This is a genomic window from Pedobacter sp. ASV1-7, from assembly GCF_040203335.1.
Taxonomy (GTDB): Bacteria; Bacteroidota; Bacteroidia; order Sphingobacteriales; family Sphingobacteriaceae; genus Pedobacter.
In genome coordinates, this window is the sequence record NZ_JBEHBV010000003.1 from 140,923 (window position 1) to 159,985 (window position 19,063).

Consider the following 19,063-nt stretch of genomic DNA (forward strand, 5'->3'; position numbering starts at 1 on the left):
GCCTTATATTTATAAATACAATATTACTTAAGCTTGCCCATATTATGGTTAATATTATGATAAAACTTAATTAATATGAATGCAATTTTCAGCTTATTTCCTTGCCTTAAATTTTAAATTTGGATTTTAAAATAACTAGTGTAATTTAGCTTAGTGTTTATTTAACAATATCCTAACATAAAAATACAAAAAAAAGGGAAAAAAAACCTGCTTGCTTACCATTTAAACACGGATTACAATTTAACAACCAAAACCAAAAAAAATAAATTTATGAGTAAAACGGATACGAAAACAACAGGATTATTTACTTTTACCCCGAAAAAAACGAATTAAGATGATAGTTATTGCAGACGGTGGTTCAACCAAAACCAATTGGTGTTTAATTAATGAGGCAGGTAGAAAAATTCTTTTCAATACAGAAGGCTATAATCCTTACTTTTCCAAAACTGATTACATTGTAAAGTCATTAAAAGAATCTCTTCCTGAACATTTGGAAACAGATAAACTTACCGAAGTAAATTATTACGGTGCAGGATGCTCTACAGAAACTAACAGGAAAATTGTATCTGATGCAATGCAGCAGGTGTTTCCAAATGCAAAAATCAATATCGGTCACGACCTTTTAGCTTCTTGCAGAGCTTTACTTGGAGACGAACCTGGTTTTGCAGCGATTTTAGGAACTGGAACAAACTCATGTTTGTATGATGGTACTGATATTACACTTAACATAGATTCATTAGGATATTTTCTAGGTGATGAGGGAAGTGGATGCTATATTGGAAAAAAAGTTCTAAGTGACTACATGAAAGGCTATATGCCGAAAGGACTTAGAGAAAGTTTTTATGACAATTATGCGCTGACCAACGAAGACATTTTTGATCATATCTATAATAAACCACTTCCTAACCGTTTTTGTGCTGGGTTTAGTAAGTTTTTATATGACTTTAAAGACAATTATGAAGACTACACTTTCAACACTATTGATCATGCATTTACCGCATTTTTTGACAACCTGGTAGTTCATTATCCAAACTATAAAGATTACAAATTAAACTGTGTAGGTTCTGTAGGATATAGCTTTAGAGATGTATTGAGTGTTGTTGCTGACAGATATGAAATGGGAATTGGAAAAATTATACGCTCACCAATAGATGACCTTGTTGATTACCACTTGCATATCGCAAAAAAGTAATCTCAGTTATATTAAAAACAAATCGGGCTGTATCAATACAGCCCGATTTGTTTTATGGAAAAATCCAGTTCTTGTAATTATCATTTAGAAAGAAATTTCTTTACCAAACAACTTCGAGTATTTTCGTTTATCAAATTTATAAAGTGTTGCTGCTCTAAACGAAACACCATACTGTTTTTCATTCAAATCCTTAAGTACTCCAAAACTCAACATCTTTTTCCTAAAATTTCTTTTATCCAATTTCTTACCAGAAATCACTTCATAAACATTTTGAAGTTGAGTTAAAGTAAATTTCTCAGGTAATAACTCAAATGCGATAGGTTGATGTTTAATTCGCCTTTTGATCTTTTCTAATCCCTTTTCAAAAATCTGCTGATGATCAAACGCAAGCTTAGGCAAATCTTTAACATTCCGCCAATATGCCTGTTTTGCATAAGTACTAATGGGCTTTACAACTTTATCTCCACCCAATCTTAAAAGAGCAAAATAAGCAATACTTACCACACGGCCCTGTGGGTGACGATTTACATCGCCAAATGTGTAGTATTGTTCCATATAAATATCGCTAAGACCGGTAAGTTCGTGTAGGATCCTGGTGGCTGATTGATCTAAACTTTCATCCTCTTCAACCAGATTCCCTGGTAAGGCCCACCAATCCTTAAAAGGTTCCTCGTTTCTTTCTATTAAAAGAATTTTCAATTCTCCTTCATCAAATCCGAACAAAACACAATCAATCGAGAAAGTGGAATTAAACTTTGGTAAGACTTCTTTCAAAACATTAATTTTTTATAATTTCCATGTATTCATCTGCTTTTCACCTCGTAAATTTCTCAAAAAAATACATTTGACACCAAAATGCAAATAACTTTTGAAACTGCAAAAAACAAATTTTATAGATTCTAATTAATACATCCGGGATACCATCAGCCAAATTTAACAACAAACTATATTAACTCTTCAATCACCTCATTTATCAAAGGATTTAAATACATTTTAATTGAAAAAAGCTCATTTATTTGGATCAAAAACAAGCTTTTTTTATTAATTTCATCCCCCTCTAAACTATTAATAAAATCAAAACTCTGATAAAATGTTAATTTTTTAATCAATAAAGCAAATAAATACACATTATTATAAGCAACAAGGGAAAATAAAAAATAAATTACTTAGTGTAAAAAATACACGCTATATTCGTAAATATAAATGATGAAACCAAATATCAAAAATATCGCAGTATTAACATCTGGAGGAGATGCTCCCGGAATGAATGCATGCATCAGAGCTGTAGTCAGAACCGGAATATACAATGGTATAAATATGTTTGGAGTAATGCAGGGTTATCAGGGATTAATTAGTAATAACATTAATCCGATGGATGCAAGATCGGTTAGTAATATCATTCATTTGGGGGGTACCATTCTAAAAACGGCACGTTGCCTGGATTTCAAAACAGATGAAGGAATGGAACTTGCTTACAAAAACCTGCAGGCTCGTGACATAGATGGACTTGTTGTTATTGGAGGAGATGGAACCTTTACAGGTGCAAAACGCCTTGGAGAAACATTCGGAATAAAAGTAATCGGTGTGCCGGGAACAATTGATAATGACCTTTATGGTTCTGACTTCACATTGGGATACGACACTGCTATAAATACCGTTATTGAAGCAATAGATAAGATCAGAGATACAGCAGATTCACATGATCGTTTGTTCTTCATAGAAGTAATGGGCCGTGATTCTGGTTGTATAGCTTTAAGAAGTGCCATTTCAAGTGGGGCTGAAGCTGTTCTATTACCTGAAAAAGAGACCAGTTTAAATGAACTGATTGCTCAGCTGGAATCAGGAGCCTCTACAAAAAAGACATCTAGCATTGTGATCGTGTCAGAAGGTCATAAAGATGGTGGTGCCTATGAAGTAGCAAAGAAAGTGAAAGAACGTTTTAACCATTACGACACTAAAGTTACGATCTTGGGGCACCTTCAACGTGGAGGTAGTCCAAGTAGTTTCGACAGAATTCTTGGAAGCAGACTTGGTTTTGCAGCCGTTAATGAATTGTTAAAAGGAAATACCATGCAAATGGTTGGTCTGAGAGGTAATGATGTTAAAACAACTACCTTAGAAGAAGCACTTTCAAGACATACTTTTAAGCTGGAAAGTGATTTGTTGGAAATGACTAAAGTTTTATCGATATAAACATGATAGCAATAGTATATAGTGGGTCTAAAACTGCCTTCTGGAAAATCGCCAGAGATGGGAAAACTATTGCTGAATGTACAATGCCGGGAATTAATCCCTGCTTTAATGATCAGAAAACAATTCTTCAATATTTAAACAAAAAAACAACGCTGATTAACCATGCTGAGAGCATAAAAAAGATTTATGTTTTTGCCGCTGGGGCATCATCAGAAGAGAGAAGAAAAGAACTTGCTGAGACCCTGAGTATATTTTTCAGATATAGCAAAATTACGGTTAAAGACGACCTATATGGGGCTTCAATATCTGCATGTTACAACAACAGTGGTATTGTAGCCATATTGGGAAGTGGAGCTAATTGTGCTTATTTTGATGGTAAAAAGCCAGAAAAAAATAATTATGGATTGGGCTATGTATTTGGAGAAGAAGGATCGGCTACTTACCTGGGAAAAACGATTCTAAAGCGTTTCCTTCAAAATAAGCTTCCTGCAGACTTACAAAAGGATTTTGAATTGAAATATAATCTAGACAGGCCTCAAATACTGGAAAGAATTTATAAAAAACCTATGGCTCAACAATTTTTGAGTTCATTCTTCGATTTTTTCCTTGAAAACAGAACAAATAAATATATCCTGGAGATTATAGAAACTGCTTTTGAACGTTACTTTGATATATTCCTACAACCAACCATAAAGCGTCACCCCGGAAAAGAAATACATTTCGTAGGTCTTGTTGCCGGTAGCTTTCAGGATGAATTGCGAGCAATAGCAAAAAAACGAGGATTAGAAATCACAACCATAACCAAGGAACCTATATATAATTTACTAAACTACTATTCAAATTAATAATTTAAGATGAGCAAAATTGGAATTAACGGCTTTGGCCGTATCGGCAGACTAGTTTTCAGAGCTGCATTAAAAAGAGGATTAGATATCGTTGCAATCAATGATCTTGTTGAGCCAGATTACATGGCTTATATGTTAAAATACGATTCTACTCATGGTAGATTTGATGGCACTATCGCTGTTGAAAACGGAAATCTAGTGATAAACGGAAAAACAATCCGTATTACTGCAGAAAGAGATCCTGCAAACTTAAAATGGAATGAAGTTGGTGTTGAAACTGTAATTGAGTCAACAGGCTTATTCTTAACTCGTGCAGATGCTGAGAAACACATCGCTGCTGGTGCTAAAAGAGTAGTATTCTCTGCTCCTGCAAAAGATGCAGACATCCCTACTTATGTAATGGGTGTTAACCATCATAAATTAACAGCAGATCAAACTATCGTTTCAAATGCTTCATGTACTACAAACTGTTTAGCACCTATTGCTAAAGTACTGAATGATAACTTTGGTATTGTTGAAGGTTTAATGAGCACAATCCACGCAGTAACTGCAACTCAAAAAACAGTTGATAGCCCTTCGGCTAAAGATTGGAGAGGTGGCCGTGGTGGTTTCTCTAACATTATCCCTTCATCTACAGGAGCTGCTAAAGCAGTAGGAATGGTATTACCTGAATTAAAAGGTAAATTAACTGGTATGTCTTTCCGCGTTCCTGTGGCAGATGTATCTGTAGTTGATTTAACTGCACGTTTAGAGAAACCAGCAACTTATGAGCAAATCAAAGCTGCTATGAAAGCTGCATCTGAAGGTGAACTTAAAGGTGTGCTTGGTTATACTGAAGATGATGTAGTTTCTACTGATTTTATAGGTGATGATCACGCGTCTATCTTTGATGCAAAAGCAGGTATTTCATTAAATGACAACTTCGTAAAAGTAGTTTCATGGTATGATAACGAATGGGGCTATTCTTCTGCATTAGCTAAATTCGTTGAGTACTACGGAAACTTAAAGTAAAACCCGTTCATACAGGTTTATATTTGGTTAGAAACAGGGATGCGTGGATGCGCATCCCTTTCTTTTTATCTAACCTTATAGCTTAAGGTCTATTTGCTGATCAGCTTTCGGAAATTTTGAATGCTAGCGGTTACATCAGGAACATTATTTTTCCAGTTATATTCATATTCCGCAGAAATATTTCCTCGAAACTTCTGACGCTTTAACTCTTCTGTCACTGCTAGAATATTAACTAATCCAGTTCCCCAATGCACATCATGAAATTTGTTATCTTTTGGAATCAGATCTTTAAAATGCAAACTCTTAAGTTTACCTTTATACAGCTTTAAGCAAGTTACAGGATCAAGCCCTGAACGTAACCAGTGTCCAATATCAGCACATGCACCTACATAGGAACTCTTTGCAAGATCAATTGCATTCAGAACCGAATCCGGATGCCAGTACCTTGTGGGCTTAGGATGATTATGAATGCCTACTTTTATTTTATGCTGACTGGCTAATTTACCTACCAATGACAGAAACTTCTTTGCAGGCTCACTATTTATTGTAGAAATCTTCATTGCCGAAGCAAATTCAAAGATCTCCTGCCACTCCTTTTCAGTCGTTCCTGAAACCACACCCAAGGCAATCAACTGAATCTTTTTTTCTTTTAAAAGCCGTTTTATTTTGCCCTGTAATTCCTGATCCATTCTATAATGAATTTTACCAGCAATCCCTCCTCCTATTTCTTGTCCGACATAAGCTTCAATCGTCTTAAGTCCACAACTCACTGTTTTGTCCAGAGCCTCTGTAAAAGTAAAGGATTTAAAAGTAAAGGTCTGTGCAGAAAGTGTCCAGCCGTATTTCTTTTCCGGCATATTTTGACTTTGCCCCTTAAATACCAGCAATAGGGACAGATAGAAAAATACAAATAAGTACTTCATTTAAACTTTAATTTTTAAATAATTAAAATGACAAATAATCCCAATTACCCCGATATGGTCTCGACAACATTTGATTGCCATATGCCGAATTCAGAAATACTTCCTTTTTAGGATTCCATAATAATGGTTTTTGAAGTTCATAGGCTATGTTGACAAGGTTACATACACTAGCAGTTCTATGTCCAACTTCTACATTGGCAATTGGATCCTTCCTGCTCTTCATTGAATTGACCCAATCTTGCTGGTGTTGCTGACTCTTATAAAGACGGATATCACTGGATTTGAACTGTACATTTTCTAATTTCGGCTGACTTACTTTTAGAAAACCTCTCGCAACTTCAATTGTACCTTCTGATCCTATAAATTGAATCGCATTTTTCTTTCCCCAGTCTTTGTGGTATACATTTATTCCATTTGCGTACTTAAACGAAAGACCAGATACAGCACCTGGAATAGAAGGAGGAGTAAATGATACCGGACCAGAATCATCCATTCCTAATGCCCATTGAACAATATCAAACATATGCGCACCCCAATCGGTTATATAGCCTCCACCAAATCCGCGATAACCTCTCCACCATGCCCAAACGTCTTCTTCTATTGGTGGAGAAAGGACCGGATTGTATCCTCTATAAAGAGAGGGGCCAATCCACATATCCCAATTCAAGTAGTCAGGAGTAGGCATCGAAGGTAAATCACAATCCTTTACGGGCTCTCCAATAGAAACATTTACTTCTTTTATCTGTCCAATATAACCATTGATAACCAGCTCTGCTGCATGTCTGAAATTATCCATTGAGCGCTGCATGCTTCCAGTTTGTAAAACCCGTTTATACTTTCTAACTGCATTAACCATTGCCCGACCTTCTCCCACAGTTAATGAAAGTGGTTTTTCACAATAAATATCTTTACCGGCCTTTGCAGCATCAATCGTGATCTGAGCATGCCAATGGTCAGGAGTTGCTACAACTACTGCATCAATATCCTTACGCTGTAAAAGCTCTCTATAATCGCCATAACCTTTGACATCTGTTTTTATCTTTTGTTTATTGGCTTCCATTGCTAGGTTTACAAATCGTCCCAGTTTTTTACTATCTACATCACTGCTGGCAAGTACGAGAGTCTCGGGACAGCTATTTATAGATTTAAGTAACGATCTCGCCATTTTACCATTTCCGATGTAACCCAGATTGATGCGATCACTCGGTGCAACATAACCACCTCCACCCAGAACATATCTGGGTACAATCATAAAACCCGCAGCCATGAGGCTCCCTGTTTTTAAAAATTCTCTTCTTGATGACATACTTAATTCTTTATTTTTCTAATTACATTTCTGTTTTTAAAGACTCCGAAAACCAACAATACGATGAAAAGTTAAATAATTTGCATCGTGATAATTATTTGGGCCACCTTGGTTATCATCATGAGAAGTCCGGGATACTGCAATAATGTCCTGGCCGTCAAATTGCCAGTCTACATACTGATAGCCATGCAAATAAATATCAGGGTTTTGAATAACAATTGAATTAATTGTCCAGGTCATCAGATCTGTACTGGAACAAAGAACAAGAGTATTCCTTATTTTATCTAACTCAATATTACCAGTAAACTGATCAGGTACATGATTAGATAAAGTCCAGTACTTATTGCTTAGACTATCAAAACGTATGCTGAATTTTTTTCCACCACCCGGTATATCATGAAACCCGGTTGCTGAATTAAAAGTCGACGTAAGTCCATCATCACTAACTTGAATATGAGCAGATCTTTCCCTGAATTTGTCAAATGTATGAACACGGATTACATTTAGCATTTTTCCCTGAGGACTAATTACCGCATTACCTTCAAGCCATCCATAAAAATAACCATTTACATAAGTAGGATCATAAGGCATTTTGTTTGTACTTACCCAACTTGAAGAATCCAACAAGTCTGCGTTAATAGGTGCTGACATCATAAATGCCCTGAAACGCTTACCCCATTGTTGATTTGCCCCTCCTTCATCTTCCATTGCGCGCCAGATTCTCCCATTATTTACAACTACCGGAGTAGGTGCAGTATGATGTTTCCCTCTAAGTAAAATACCTGTAGTGTTACTAATCGGTTGGCTCCAGGTGAGCCCGTCATCAGTTGACTTCCTAATAACAACATTTCCCAAGCTACCATCTATACCCATTACAAATAATGAATTCTGGTGATTAAATAGCGTAGAACTATTTTGACCGCTTATATCAGTAAGCTGTATCCAGGATATCCCTCCATTAGTAGACTTATACAATCTCGTGAAAGCTTTACCTCCCGGGCGTGCAGCATCATTTGGTCCAAAAAAATCATTGGAGGCAATCAAATGACCATTAGGTAATTTAACAATACTAGGCGAACCGATATAGATCCGTTGATAAGATGGAGAATGAGCAATAATTGTTCCTGGCACATTTTGCTCGGGCGTACCCAATTGCCCTTTAATACATCTTACACTAAAACCATTGCCTCTTATATCACTATTTGAGGGCAATATAGATGTTTCCCAAAAATGTGTAGCAATTCCCTGTCCATTGTTACCTGAAGCTTTACTACTCCAATAATACCCCCTTGTACCAACTCTAAACAATCCCCCATTAACACCATTGCGATGTCCCCCTCCAGGCAATTTTAAATTGGAAGCGAAAGCAGTTTGAATATTTGTGATCCCTTCTCTATCTATAACTCTAATCCATTCCGTGTTGTAAGGGAGGCGCCAGCCATCACCCAAAGCCTTACAAGGATCGCAACCATTGTCTGTGTTTACCTGGTTCGGGTCGGCTGCTAACCATTTACTAGCTACCGTTCCCGAATTCCACCAGGTATTTGGAGAAGCGTTATAATAATAAGATCCTGAATTTGTAATCGGCAATTGCGAAGGGTTGTTAAAAGGCATTGCATTTACCAAAGATGCTGAATTTCTTACTTCATGACCATCAGTCCACCTTCCCCATTGGTACAAACCACCATAAGCGCTGGTATCATTTACTACAGTAGCGACCTGATTGCTACCTAAGTTCTGCTGTAGCCATACATTTCCATCCACAGCACGAACAGTAACATAAGTGATTGTATCTATTCCCTGAATAACTTTAACCCATCCAGTGTTTCCTATACTTGCACCGGGAAGTTCTTCCAGATCATTGGTCAGCCTCTGCTCATATTTCAGATCTGAAGGTGCTAAAACTTTCTTGCAGGATAAAGCAATAGCTATTGTGCCTATTAGTATACCCCATGTAAAATACTTGTTGATTTTCATTGAAATATTGTTAGGTTTTGAATTAATTATATGATCTCGATTTATTTTACTCCGTTGATGCTTCTAAACTTTTTGATTCTGTGGAAAGTAAAAAAATTGTTATTATGATGGCTGTTTGCCCCACCAACTCCATCATCATAAGCAGTTCTAGATACCGCTATAATGTCTTCATCGGCAAATTGCCAATCTACATATTGAAAGCCATGCTTAAGTGTATCTGGATGATGGAGAACTGTTGATTCTACCTTCCATTTCAGTAAATCAGTAGAAGAACATAATGCCAATGTATTACGGACACGATCTAAAGGGATTACCCCTTTATAAGTTTCTGGGACATAATTAGATAAAGTCCAGTATTTTTTTGAAATAGAATCGAAACGAATGGTAAATTTTTTACCACCACCAGGAAAATCCTTGAACCCATTTGTAGGATCAAATGTTGAAGTAGTTCCAGAATCATCTACATGAACTAAAGCGACTCTTTCTCTAAGTTTATCAAAGGTATGTACCCTAAGGATATTAAGCATCTGTCCATTTGGTCCTACAACAGCATTCCCTTCTAACCATCCATAAAAATATCCATTTAAATAACCAGAATCATAAGCGAGCATATTCGAACTTATCCAGGCATCTGCCTGTAATAGATCAGAATTTTCTGATACAGATAACATAAATGCCCTGAATTTCTTCGGCCATTTTTGTATTGCTCCCTCTGTATCTTCCATTGCTCTCCACAACCGTCCTTTATATGCAGTTACTGGCGTAGGTGCAGTATGAAATTTCCCACTCTTCAACAATCCATTATTTTCATTTGTTGGAACGGTCCAACTCACCCCACCATCTGTAGACTTTCTAATGATTACATTACCCTCATTACCACTCAACCCAAGAATATAAAGCTTTCCCTGATGTACAAAAAGGTTAGACATAAATTGTCCAATAATATCTGTAAGAATAGTCCAGCTAGCACCTTTATCATCAGACCTATATATTCGGGTAATTGATTTACCATTCACTCTTGCGTCAGGATTAGGGCCAAAAAAATCATTAGAAGCAATGTAATCGCCATTCGGCAGAACACATATACTTGGTGATCCCAGATAAATCCTACTTGAGCCAGCTTTATAACCTAATACTGTTCCGGGAACATTATCAAATGCATTTGCCCCCTCAATCTTATTTTGCGCAAAAGTAGACAGGGAAAATATGGTCAATAACATGACCATAAGCACACTTAGCATGCTATTTTTAATTATTTTCATGATTCAATTTCTTTCTGTGTTTTACTACTCAATAACAGTTACAGTAACCTGCTTAGATACCTTCTTTGTCCGATCAAGATTTGCATTTAGCGCAACAAACGTAGCAGTGTATTTACCTGCTTTTGAATAGGTATAGCTATAAGATTTCAAGGCTGGATCTGAAATCGACTTGATGGCTATGGATCTATCCGGACCAAGATCAGTAACCGTAATTGCAGGTATTGATTTACTGACTACCCAAGCTTCTGTTTCATCGTCCTTTTTAGGTCCATTGGTCGCATTTCCAGTGAAAGTAATATTATTAGTATAGATATACCCCCTATTCGGCTCATAATTACTAGACTGTATAGACTTCCACCCTCCTGCAGATTGTGCCATCATAGAAACTTTGCCATTGATTTCATCTGATGATTGCAGTATAAGATTTTGAATCCGCCACAAATTATATTGCCCATAAGTAGTCTGGGGCTTTGTAATATATTTAAATGCGATATAAATAGGTTTGTTATTAACGATAAGATCGGTGATTTTTATTTCACCAGATGGCACCAATGCTCTATTGTCTTCATGTGTTGCCATTCTAAATCGACCAGTAACATTTATCCATTCAGCTTTATCAAGATTAACTAAATCATATATCCCATTAAAATCTCTGGACACTAAAACAGAAAATTGGTTTTCTTGTTTTCCATCCAATATTTGTGAATCAAATTTTAAGCTGATTTCAGATTCCAGTGTTCTGCTTTGGTCAACATATGAATAGCTACTACCATTCTCTCCAGAATAAAAAGATATAATGTCTGAGGTCCCCTTAAAATTAAAGGCTAAACTCTCATTTACCTTTACAGTTAATTCCTCATTCTCCACATCAAAATCTGGCGGAACAATCTCTATTTCTTTTTTACAAGCACTAGCTGTAAACAATAAAAAGGTCAGAAAAAACAGATATATTTTCATTTTGCTTATTTTTTAAACTACCAGCCTTTATTTTGGCTCAAATTTGGATTAACACTCATTTCATACGAAGGGATAGGCCATAAAACATCTCTTTCAGAAAAATTACTATAACATATCAGCGCATTATTTCTATCTACTGAATTAGGAGAACCAACAACCTCAGCCTTAACAAGATTCATTTGTTCCATAAATTTCCCCCAACGTACCACATCCCCCTTTCTCAGTAATTCAAAATTTAGTTCTCTTGCTCGTTCATTTTGAATCGCAGCTCGGAAATCATCTTTATCATTGATGTTTGCAGCTGTTAAATCTGCATCAGTAATCTTTGTTAATTCTGCCTGAGCCTGAGCGCCATTACCTCCTCCACCAGTAATCGTGATTATTGGAACAGTTTTAAACTGCCTACCAGAATTGGTGATGGTAATTGTTGTAATCTGACCACCAGCAACAGTTGCTGTAGCAGTTGCATTTAAACCACTTCCACCTGAGATAGTTACTACAGGAGCCGAAGTATATCCACTACCTGGATTAATGATTTTTATAAGCTTTATACTTTCAGAGACTTGCCCTATACCATTAAGATACTTCCCATATCCCCGTCTTCTTACATTGTTAACGGCATTAATAGCAAGGTTTGTTGGCCCATTCAATTCATTTTCAGCTTCTGCATACATTAACAAAACATCAGAATATCTCAGAAGCGGAAAATTCTGAGGCGTACGTATATCTACCTTAGGAAGCAAGATCTCACTTTCCCTACGAAATTTACCACAGTAACGCTGGTAGATTTGATTGGTGGCCCAATTTACTTTTATACTAGTGTTATTTCCAGAATAAGAGAAAGGAGCAATAGACCAATCTCTACGAAGATCGTTAGAATAAGTAGTACCACTTGCTTCATATACATTAAACATCCAGAGTGTAGGGTGTAAATAACCAGGAGAATACCCAATAGAAGGATCACCTCCCGTATTTTGTCTGATCCCGTTATTTCGACCAACCATACCACCAATATCATAAGGGCTATTATTGCCCCAGAACTCAATTTCTAAGATACTCTCCTTAATATCATACTTATCTTGAGCATAGTTAATAAACACCTGCTCAAACGAAGGATTTAAACTATGTGTCCCATCATCAATTACTTTTTCTGACCATTTTTTCGCTTCAGCAAATTTTGAAACATCGTTTACAGGATATCCGGCCATATGTAAACATACCCTTGCCATCATACCCCAAACTGCCGTTTTGGAAACCTTACCTCCAAAATTAAGATTCTTGATATCGTCAACTAATAATGAAGCCTCCTCCATATCTTTAAGAATTTGTGCATACACATCTTTGGCTGGAGTTCTTGGTATTTGAAGATCCTGAGCTGAAGCAGATGGAGCAGTTTTTAATACTAAAGGAACACCATCAAATTTACTAACCAACATGAAATAGTAATATGCCCTAAGAAATAGAGCCTCACCTCTTATTCTATCACGTCTGACTTCATCCATAACTGGTTTGTCAATATTAGCCAAAAGCTGATTAGCCTTATTAATCCCCACATACAAAGTTTGCCAATATGATAATACCTTTGGGTCAGTTGAAGCAGCATTAAACCCTGCTACTCCAGTGAGCTCAGAGGCATTACTACAAAAACCCTCATCTGTTTCTATTCCCATTCTGGCCAACATATTGTTACGATATAATCCTCCGTTTGCCCATGTTGCATACACTCCATTTAATGCCGTATTAAGTTGAGCTTCTGTATTATAATAATCCTTTGGATTTATAAAATCAGCAGGTTTGGTATCTAAAAATTTTTTACATGAAGTTATTCCGGTAATGCAGAACAACATCAAGAGCAAATACATATTTTTCATAAATTTTATATTTATTTATTCATCAATAATCGAACTGTTATAAAGATGCTTTAAGCCCAAAAACAAATGTCTGTTCTCTTGGATAGGCTGAATAATCAAACCCTGGCGTCAATATCGAGTTCGCTACAGAAACCTCTGGATCCATACCAGAATACTTGGTCCAGGTATATAGATTTTGGGCAGTAGCAAACAAACTAAAGGATCTTAATTTCAGTTTAGAAAGTACAACCTTAGGTAGCGCATATGATAAGGAAACGGTTTTGAGCCTTAAAAATGAACCATCTTCAATAGCACGGGAAGAAAACCGACCCGTTGGCCCCTGTCCACCAAACCTATAATATTCATTACTTGGATTCTCGGGTGTCCAGCGATTCACATAAGTGGCATACTGATTTAAATTAGATCGGGTTAGCGCATTACCTTCGAACATATCTCTATTTGCATTGAAAAGATCATTACCATAAGACCATTGGAAAAACACATTAAGAGAAAGGCCTTGGTAACTTAGGTTATTGTTAAAACCACCGATATGCTTTGGAAGACCGCGACCAATAATGATACGATCTTTCTCATTGACTATACCATCGCCATTCATATCCTCATACTTTATATCTCCAGGCTTAATTGTACTTCTTAAATTCCCATTAGTAGCAATTGTCTTCTTTAAGAGATAACTACCATTTGGTTGAAGTGTAAAATCATCAATCTGGTAATTACCTAACCATTTATAACCGTACATAACAGCTGCAGGGCCACCAATTCTGGCCAGATAAAGCTGTGCATTGCTATAGGGTGCGGGATAACCAACAGTTGAAATCATCGTCTCCTGAAGATCAGCAAGCGCTAATATGGTGTTTGAATTAAATGAAATATTAAAATCACTACTCCATTCAAACACCTTATTTTTAATATTTACAGTATTTAAAGTGAATTCAAATCCTTGATTTCTAACCTTACCAATATTCTTTAGAATTTTTGAATATCCACTGCTGTAAGGAACGTTTGCATTAAGTAAAAGATCTGTTGTCGTTTTTTTATAAAGATCAATAGTAACATTGATTTTGTTTTTCAAGAAAGCAACATCATAACCAAAATCCAATTGTCTTGTACTCTCCCACTTTAAATCAGAATTACCATAATTACTCAACATTGCAGTTTGCTGAGGATTTTGATTATTAAATGAGTAATAACTATTATAAGGGAAGGTGATAGAAGATAAATAGGAGAAATCTCCAACACGGTTATTTCCAGTAATCCCGTAACTAACCCTAAGTTTAGAGTTAGAAACAAAAGACAGGGCTTTCATAAATGGTTCTTGATACATATTCCATGCAAATGCTGCCGAAGGGAAATAGCTCCATCTATTATTCTCTGCAAATTTTGAAGAGGCGTCAGCCCTAAAGGATGCCGTAAATAAATAACGAGATTTTAAGTTATAGTTTGCTCTTCCCAGAAATGAAACCAGCGTATTTTCAGTAGAAGAAGCTACCAGACTAGACAATTCACCCTCATCTATCCCATTTACTCCTAACTCCGGGTTCGGAATATTTTTAGATAAATACCCACTTCGTTTGTTTTGGGTACTCTGCATTGTAAAACCACCAATAATATTCAATTTGTTATTTTTATCGATTTGGTTATTGTAAGTAAGGAGGTTTTCATTTACCCAACCACTGGTTAAAGCATTGTAAATGGCTCCATTAACACCTAATGTATTATCAGGAAAAGGATACCCTCTAGAAGTTTGTGCATTATAAAACTCCTCATTTCTCACCGCAACACTATTCACTCCACCTCTGATAGTTAATGCAAATTTCTTTGAAATTGAATAGTCAATTTTAGCATTTAACAATAGGGTATTTGTAACCTTAGTCTTAATTTCATTTATAGCAGAAATGTACGGATTAGCCCTTGCATCACCAGCATCAGGGTCCAGCAATTCATCTTCAATATTTTCCCCTCCACTAACCGGCCTGGCACCCCAAATCTGATACATCAGATAAGTAGCGTAAGGCTGTGTACTTGTGGTTCTTGTTGATGTTGGCGAAACACCATAGTTCTTTTCATTACCAACGTTAATATTAAAGGAGCCCCTAACATTTTTGCTGATCCGCTGATCTAGTACAATTCGCCCCTGGTAACGATTATAACCAGAATTAACAATAACGCCATTCTGATCAAAAATGGAACCTGACACCGCATATTTTGTATCTGCTGTACCACCTGTTAGTGCAATGTTATGAATCTGAACCATACCTGTTCCGAACATTTTGTCTTGCCAGTCAATAGGTTTAATACTTTTATAATCATCAAGCGTCCTTCCTGGTTCTGTTAAATAGGCTGCTTCTGCAATGGAGGGATTGATTTCCAGTTGGTATTTCACAAATTCATAGGGATCCATTAATGGTATCCTCTTAGTAACACTGTTAAATCCCAACGAACCGTCATAACTTACATTAGGCTTTCCTATGCTACCTTTTTTTGTTTCTACAATGATTACTCCATTAGCTCCACGGGCCCCATAAATTGCCGTTGCAGATGCATCCTTTAAAATGCTGATCGATTCAATATCACTTGGATTCAATACAGCTCCAGCAGCCTCTTCCAGAGGAAATCCATCTACGACATATAAAGGGGCATTACTTTGTGTTAAAGAGTTCCCACCTCTAATCACAATATTCATTCCAGATCCAGGCTGTCCATCATTAGAGCTCACCTGCACCCCTGCAATTCTTCCTGCAAGCGCCTGTTCAAATGTAGCTACAGGTGCCTTTTTCAAATCATCCATTTTAACTTCTCCAACAGAACCAGTCAGGTCACTCCTATTTACGGTGCCATAACCAACCACTACCACTTCATCTAATGAGGAAGCTTGATCAATCATAACTACTTTTATATTCTTTTCTAAGCCTACCTTTCTTTCTGTAATCTGATACCCCAAATAACTGAATATTAAAACATCAGTTTGCTTTGCACCACGGATTGTAAAATTTCCATCTATATTGGTTACTGTTCCGGTAGCGGAACCTTTAATCCTTACACTTACTCCTGGTATGGGAATATTATTACGATCAACCACTTTTCCTTTAATTTCAGTTTGCCTGATTTCCTTGTTCGGAGACAACATCTCTTTTTTTACTACAATGGTTTTATTTTCAATGGTATAATTTAACCCATTGGGCGACAAAGTCTGATCTAATGCGACTGTTAAGGTTGCATTTTTAAAATTCACCTTTATTCCAGGTGTTTCTTTTAGGATCTGACCATTGCATAAAACATTATATCCTGTTTGTTTCTTGATTTCCCTGAACAAGTCTACAAGTGAAATGTTATTTTGAGATAAAGTTATAGTCTGGGCATAGCTTGAGGCGTTTACCTGAACAATGGCAACAAAAACAATCAGCACTATTAACTTCATTATAACTAGATATTTTAACATAGGAGAGGCAATTCTCCCCCAGCCATAGAAAATGTAATTTTTCATTACCTTTGGTTGATTTAGGTTTAAGAGTAGTTCACATAATTATTATCTATAAACCAAGTCATTTACCGGGGAAAGACGCAACCTTTCTCCGGTTAATTAAACCGGTTTATTAAGAGTGTGTAAAATCATTCCATAACAAATACCCTCCTCCCCTCTACTTTGAAATGAACAGAGCCCGTCAATTCTATTAATTTTAATACATCTGTTATGCTTTTAAACCTGGAAATGGATCCCCAGATTAATACGTTTTTTGCTGAGGTTTTGTAAACAATCTCTACGTCATACCAGCGGGAAATCTTATTCATGACACTTCTTATGTCTTCATTGTTGAACATAAACTCATCATTCTTCCAGGCGATGACCTCCTCTGTATTTACCTTCTTTACATCTATATTGCCTTGTAGCACTTCTCCCTGCTCTCCGGGCTTAAGTACTTTCAACTGGCCGGTATCTGACTTTCCATTTGGAGAAACACTTACCTTTCCTTCTATAAGAGTAGTTCTCGAAATACTTTCATCTTGATAGGAACTCATATTAAAATGGGTCCCCAGTACCTTAACCACCTCTCTATCTGTATAGACTACAAAGGGAAGCGTTTCATTTTTAGCAACTTCAAAGTAAGCTTCACCATCCAACTCCACCGACCTCGTTTTGAGCCCAGAAAAAGACACCGGATACCTAAGAGTAGAAGCTGCATTTAACCAAACCATTGATCCATCTGGCAAACGCACCTGGTAAGTCTCCCCCTTATTAGTCGAAAGTGTATTCTGTTGTCCTTTCTTTGAATCACTCTGATTCTTGATCTCATAAACCAATTGTCCATCAGCGGTCTTTGTAATAATCACTCCAGCCTCCTGAGCTAATTGCCCTTTATCGGCAGATGAAAGGACTATTTTTTCGCCACTCGCGAGAATTAATGTAGCTCCTTGTTTACCAGGAACGACTTCCTGTTTAACCGCAAACTGTTGTTGAACCTGATTAGCCTCTCTTTTTGAAAAATAAAACAAGCCAGCAAGTCCAACAACAAGAACAACAGCAGCTGCAACATAAAAATATCTTCTCTTTTTTACTTTAGGGGTCTTATTTTTCTGATCAAGAATAACCCTTTGCGTCAGTGATTGATAGATTTCAGCCTTAACTGTTTCTTCGTCGCGCATCTGTTCCCTATCCCATTCAGTATATCTACCTAGCATTAAATGATAGGCATGATCAAAAGCAATTCTTTCTTCTTCTGAAGCAGAATTGTCATGACACTTACGGGCCAGTTCTTTAAATTCTCTGTTGGTCATATTTGGTTATATACTAATACGTCTGATTAAAAGACCTTAACCCTAGTAAGAATTTAAAATATTTTTTAAGACACTAAAAATTAAACAAGTTAGTTAAGTATTATAGGTGCCAGGATACATGTCCAAAACAAAAAATCGCCCATAGAAATACGCAACTGCTTCAATGCCAATGTAATTTGAGCTTCTACAGCCTTAACAGTAATATTTAATTTTTCTGCTATTTCTTTATTGCCCAGATACTCTTTTCTACTCATGACAAATATCTGGCGACAACGTTCTGGGAGTTCAGATATACTTTTATCCAATAGGTTGTTGATATCACTCTCATTCAGCTTATCATACATCTCCTCTTTACCCGCCAATAGCTCAAGTTCTCCTGGCTCTAAGAAAATCTTACGACTTGAAGCTGCCCTAATATGCGTTAAAACTTTGTATCGTATCGCTGTAAAAAGATATGGTTTAAGTACCATAATGCTTGACTCATTTCTTCGTATCCATAGCTGGAGCAATACATCCTGTACTATATCCTGAGCAGCGGCATCTTCCCTTAAAATAGAATAGGCAGAAAGATACAAACGCTTCCAATATTTATTATAAATATGTTTTAACGCTACTTGGCTATTCTGCCGGAGTAAATCCAACAGTTCATCATCTTCATATTCCTGGCTGATCAGCATGTTATATTTGGTTGTTCCTAATTTACATTAAAATAGGAATATGCAAAGCATAAAACTAAGTGCAAAACACAAATAT

At 36.5% G+C, this 19,063-nt stretch carries 14 protein-coding genes; 4 read left to right on the forward strand and 10 right to left on the reverse strand.

The annotated features are described in order from the left end of the window. Window positions 1-334 precede the first annotated feature (334 nt). The gene (locus tag ABDJ41_RS08570) at window positions 335-1,192 is read left to right on the forward strand and encodes an N-acetylglucosamine kinase (RefSeq protein ID WP_349785518.1); all 858 of its coding nucleotides are present in this window, start codon (window positions 335-337) and stop codon (window positions 1,190-1,192) included. 84 nt (window positions 1,193-1,276) lie between these two features. Here ABDJ41_RS08570 and ABDJ41_RS08575 read toward each other — a convergent pair whose 3' ends face one another. Further along, window positions 1,277-1,966, reverse strand: coding sequence for an NUDIX hydrolase (locus ABDJ41_RS08575; RefSeq protein WP_349785519.1), 690 nt, complete (start codon window positions 1,964-1,966; stop codon window positions 1,277-1,279). A gap of 432 nt (window positions 1,967-2,398) precedes the next feature. On the opposite strand from ABDJ41_RS08575, the gene pfkA reads away from it, so the two are divergent. The 3 genes from pfkA to gap are packed head-to-tail and all read left to right on the forward strand — an operon-like array spanning window position 2,399 to window position 5,241. Continuing rightward, a complete protein-coding gene (gene pfkA, locus ABDJ41_RS08580; protein WP_349785935.1) occupies window positions 2,399-3,385 on the forward strand; it encodes a 6-phosphofructokinase in 987 nt (328 codons plus the stop codon). Between the two features lie 2 nt (window positions 3,386-3,387). Then, window positions 3,388-4,230 (forward strand): hypothetical protein, encoded by an 843-nt coding sequence (locus ABDJ41_RS08585; protein WP_349785520.1) that lies wholly within the window; start codon window positions 3,388-3,390, stop codon window positions 4,228-4,230. 9 nt (window positions 4,231-4,239) lie between these two features. Then, on the forward strand, window positions 4,240-5,241 hold the full coding sequence (gene gap / locus ABDJ41_RS08590) for a type I glyceraldehyde-3-phosphate dehydrogenase (protein WP_349785521.1): 1,002 nt from the start codon (window positions 4,240-4,242) through the stop codon (window positions 5,239-5,241). A gap of 89 nt (window positions 5,242-5,330) precedes the next feature. On the opposite strand, the gene ABDJ41_RS08595 is transcribed toward gap, so the two are convergent. The 9 genes from ABDJ41_RS08595 to ABDJ41_RS08635 form a co-directional block, all read right to left on the reverse strand. After that, window positions 5,331-6,164 (reverse strand): sugar phosphate isomerase/epimerase family protein, encoded by an 834-nt coding sequence (locus ABDJ41_RS08595; protein WP_349785522.1) that lies wholly within the window; start codon window positions 6,162-6,164, stop codon window positions 5,331-5,333. Window positions 6,165-6,186: 22 nt separating this feature from the next. Then, entirely contained in the window at window positions 6,187-7,470 is a 1,284-nt protein-coding gene (locus ABDJ41_RS08600) for a Gfo/Idh/MocA family protein (protein ID WP_349785523.1), read from the reverse strand. A gap of 36 nt (window positions 7,471-7,506) precedes the next feature. Then, window positions 7,507-9,447: a hypothetical protein gene (locus tag ABDJ41_RS08605; RefSeq protein WP_349785524.1), complete on the reverse strand. Its 1,941-nt coding sequence runs from the start codon at window positions 9,445-9,447 to the stop codon at window positions 7,507-7,509. A gap of 41 nt (window positions 9,448-9,488) precedes the next feature. Continuing rightward, window positions 9,489-10,709 carry an exo-alpha-sialidase gene (locus ABDJ41_RS08610; protein WP_349785525.1) on the reverse strand — a complete coding sequence of 407 codons (1,221 nt, stop codon included), beginning with the start codon at window positions 10,707-10,709 and terminating at the stop codon, window positions 9,489-9,491. Window positions 10,710-10,733: 24 nt separating this feature from the next. Continuing rightward, window positions 10,734-11,666 carry a DUF5017 domain-containing protein gene (locus ABDJ41_RS08615; protein ID WP_349785526.1) on the reverse strand — a complete coding sequence of 311 codons (933 nt, stop codon included), beginning with the start codon at window positions 11,664-11,666 and terminating at the stop codon, window positions 10,734-10,736. A gap of 17 nt (window positions 11,667-11,683) precedes the next feature. Beyond that, a complete protein-coding gene (locus ABDJ41_RS08620) occupies window positions 11,684-13,537 on the reverse strand; it encodes a RagB/SusD family nutrient uptake outer membrane protein (RefSeq protein ID WP_349785527.1) in 1,854 nt (617 codons plus the stop codon). Window positions 13,538-13,574: 37 nt separating this feature from the next. Further along, on the reverse strand, window positions 13,575-17,021 hold the full coding sequence (locus ABDJ41_RS08625) for a TonB-dependent receptor (protein ID WP_349785528.1): 3,447 nt from the start codon (window positions 17,019-17,021) through the stop codon (window positions 13,575-13,577). A gap of 125 nt (window positions 17,022-17,146) precedes the next feature. Further along, the gene (locus tag ABDJ41_RS08630) at window positions 17,147-18,310 is read right to left on the reverse strand and encodes a FecR family protein (protein WP_349785529.1); all 1,164 of its coding nucleotides are present in this window, start codon (window positions 18,308-18,310) and stop codon (window positions 17,147-17,149) included. Between the two features lie 89 nt (window positions 18,311-18,399). After that, window positions 18,400-18,987 (reverse strand): RNA polymerase sigma-70 factor, encoded by a 588-nt coding sequence (locus tag ABDJ41_RS08635; RefSeq protein WP_349785530.1) that lies wholly within the window; start codon window positions 18,985-18,987, stop codon window positions 18,400-18,402. Window positions 18,988-19,063 lie beyond the last annotated feature (76 nt).

Bases quoted from the DNA above. Each gene is read 5' to 3' on its own strand.
- ABDJ41_RS08570 (WP_349785518.1), top strand. From the start codon at position 335: ATGATAGTTATTGCAGACGGTGGTTCAACCAAAACCAATTGGTGTTTA.
- ABDJ41_RS08615 (WP_349785526.1), bottom strand. From the start codon at position 11,666: ATGAAAATATATCTGTTTTTTCTGACCTTTTTATTGTTTACAGCTAGT.
- ABDJ41_RS08625 (WP_349785528.1), bottom strand. From the start codon at position 17,021: ATGAAAAATTACATTTTCTATGGCTGGGGGAGAATTGCCTCTCCTATG.
- ABDJ41_RS08635 (WP_349785530.1), bottom strand. From the start codon at position 18,987: ATGCTGATCAGCCAGGAATATGAAGATGATGAACTGTTGGATTTACTC.
- gap (WP_349785521.1), top strand. From the start codon at position 4,240: ATGAGCAAAATTGGAATTAACGGCTTTGGCCGTATCGGCAGACTAGTT.
- ABDJ41_RS08585 (WP_349785520.1), top strand. From the start codon at position 3,388: ATGATAGCAATAGTATATAGTGGGTCTAAAACTGCCTTCTGGAAAATC.
- ABDJ41_RS08600 (WP_349785523.1), bottom strand. From the start codon at position 7,470: ATGTCATCAAGAAGAGAATTTTTAAAAACAGGGAGCCTCATGGCTGCG.
- pfkA (WP_349785935.1), top strand. From the start codon at position 2,399: ATGAAACCAAATATCAAAAATATCGCAGTATTAACATCTGGAGGAGAT.
- ABDJ41_RS08610 (WP_349785525.1), bottom strand. From the start codon at position 10,709: ATGAAAATAATTAAAAATAGCATGCTAAGTGTGCTTATGGTCATGTTA.
- ABDJ41_RS08605 (WP_349785524.1), bottom strand. From the start codon at position 9,447: ATGAAAATCAACAAGTATTTTACATGGGGTATACTAATAGGCACAATA.
- ABDJ41_RS08595 (WP_349785522.1), bottom strand. From the start codon at position 6,164: ATGAAGTACTTATTTGTATTTTTCTATCTGTCCCTATTGCTGGTATTT.
- ABDJ41_RS08630 (WP_349785529.1), bottom strand. From the start codon at position 18,310: ATGACCAACAGAGAATTTAAAGAACTGGCCCGTAAGTGTCATGACAAT.
- ABDJ41_RS08620 (WP_349785527.1), bottom strand. From the start codon at position 13,537: ATGAAAAATATGTATTTGCTCTTGATGTTGTTCTGCATTACCGGAATA.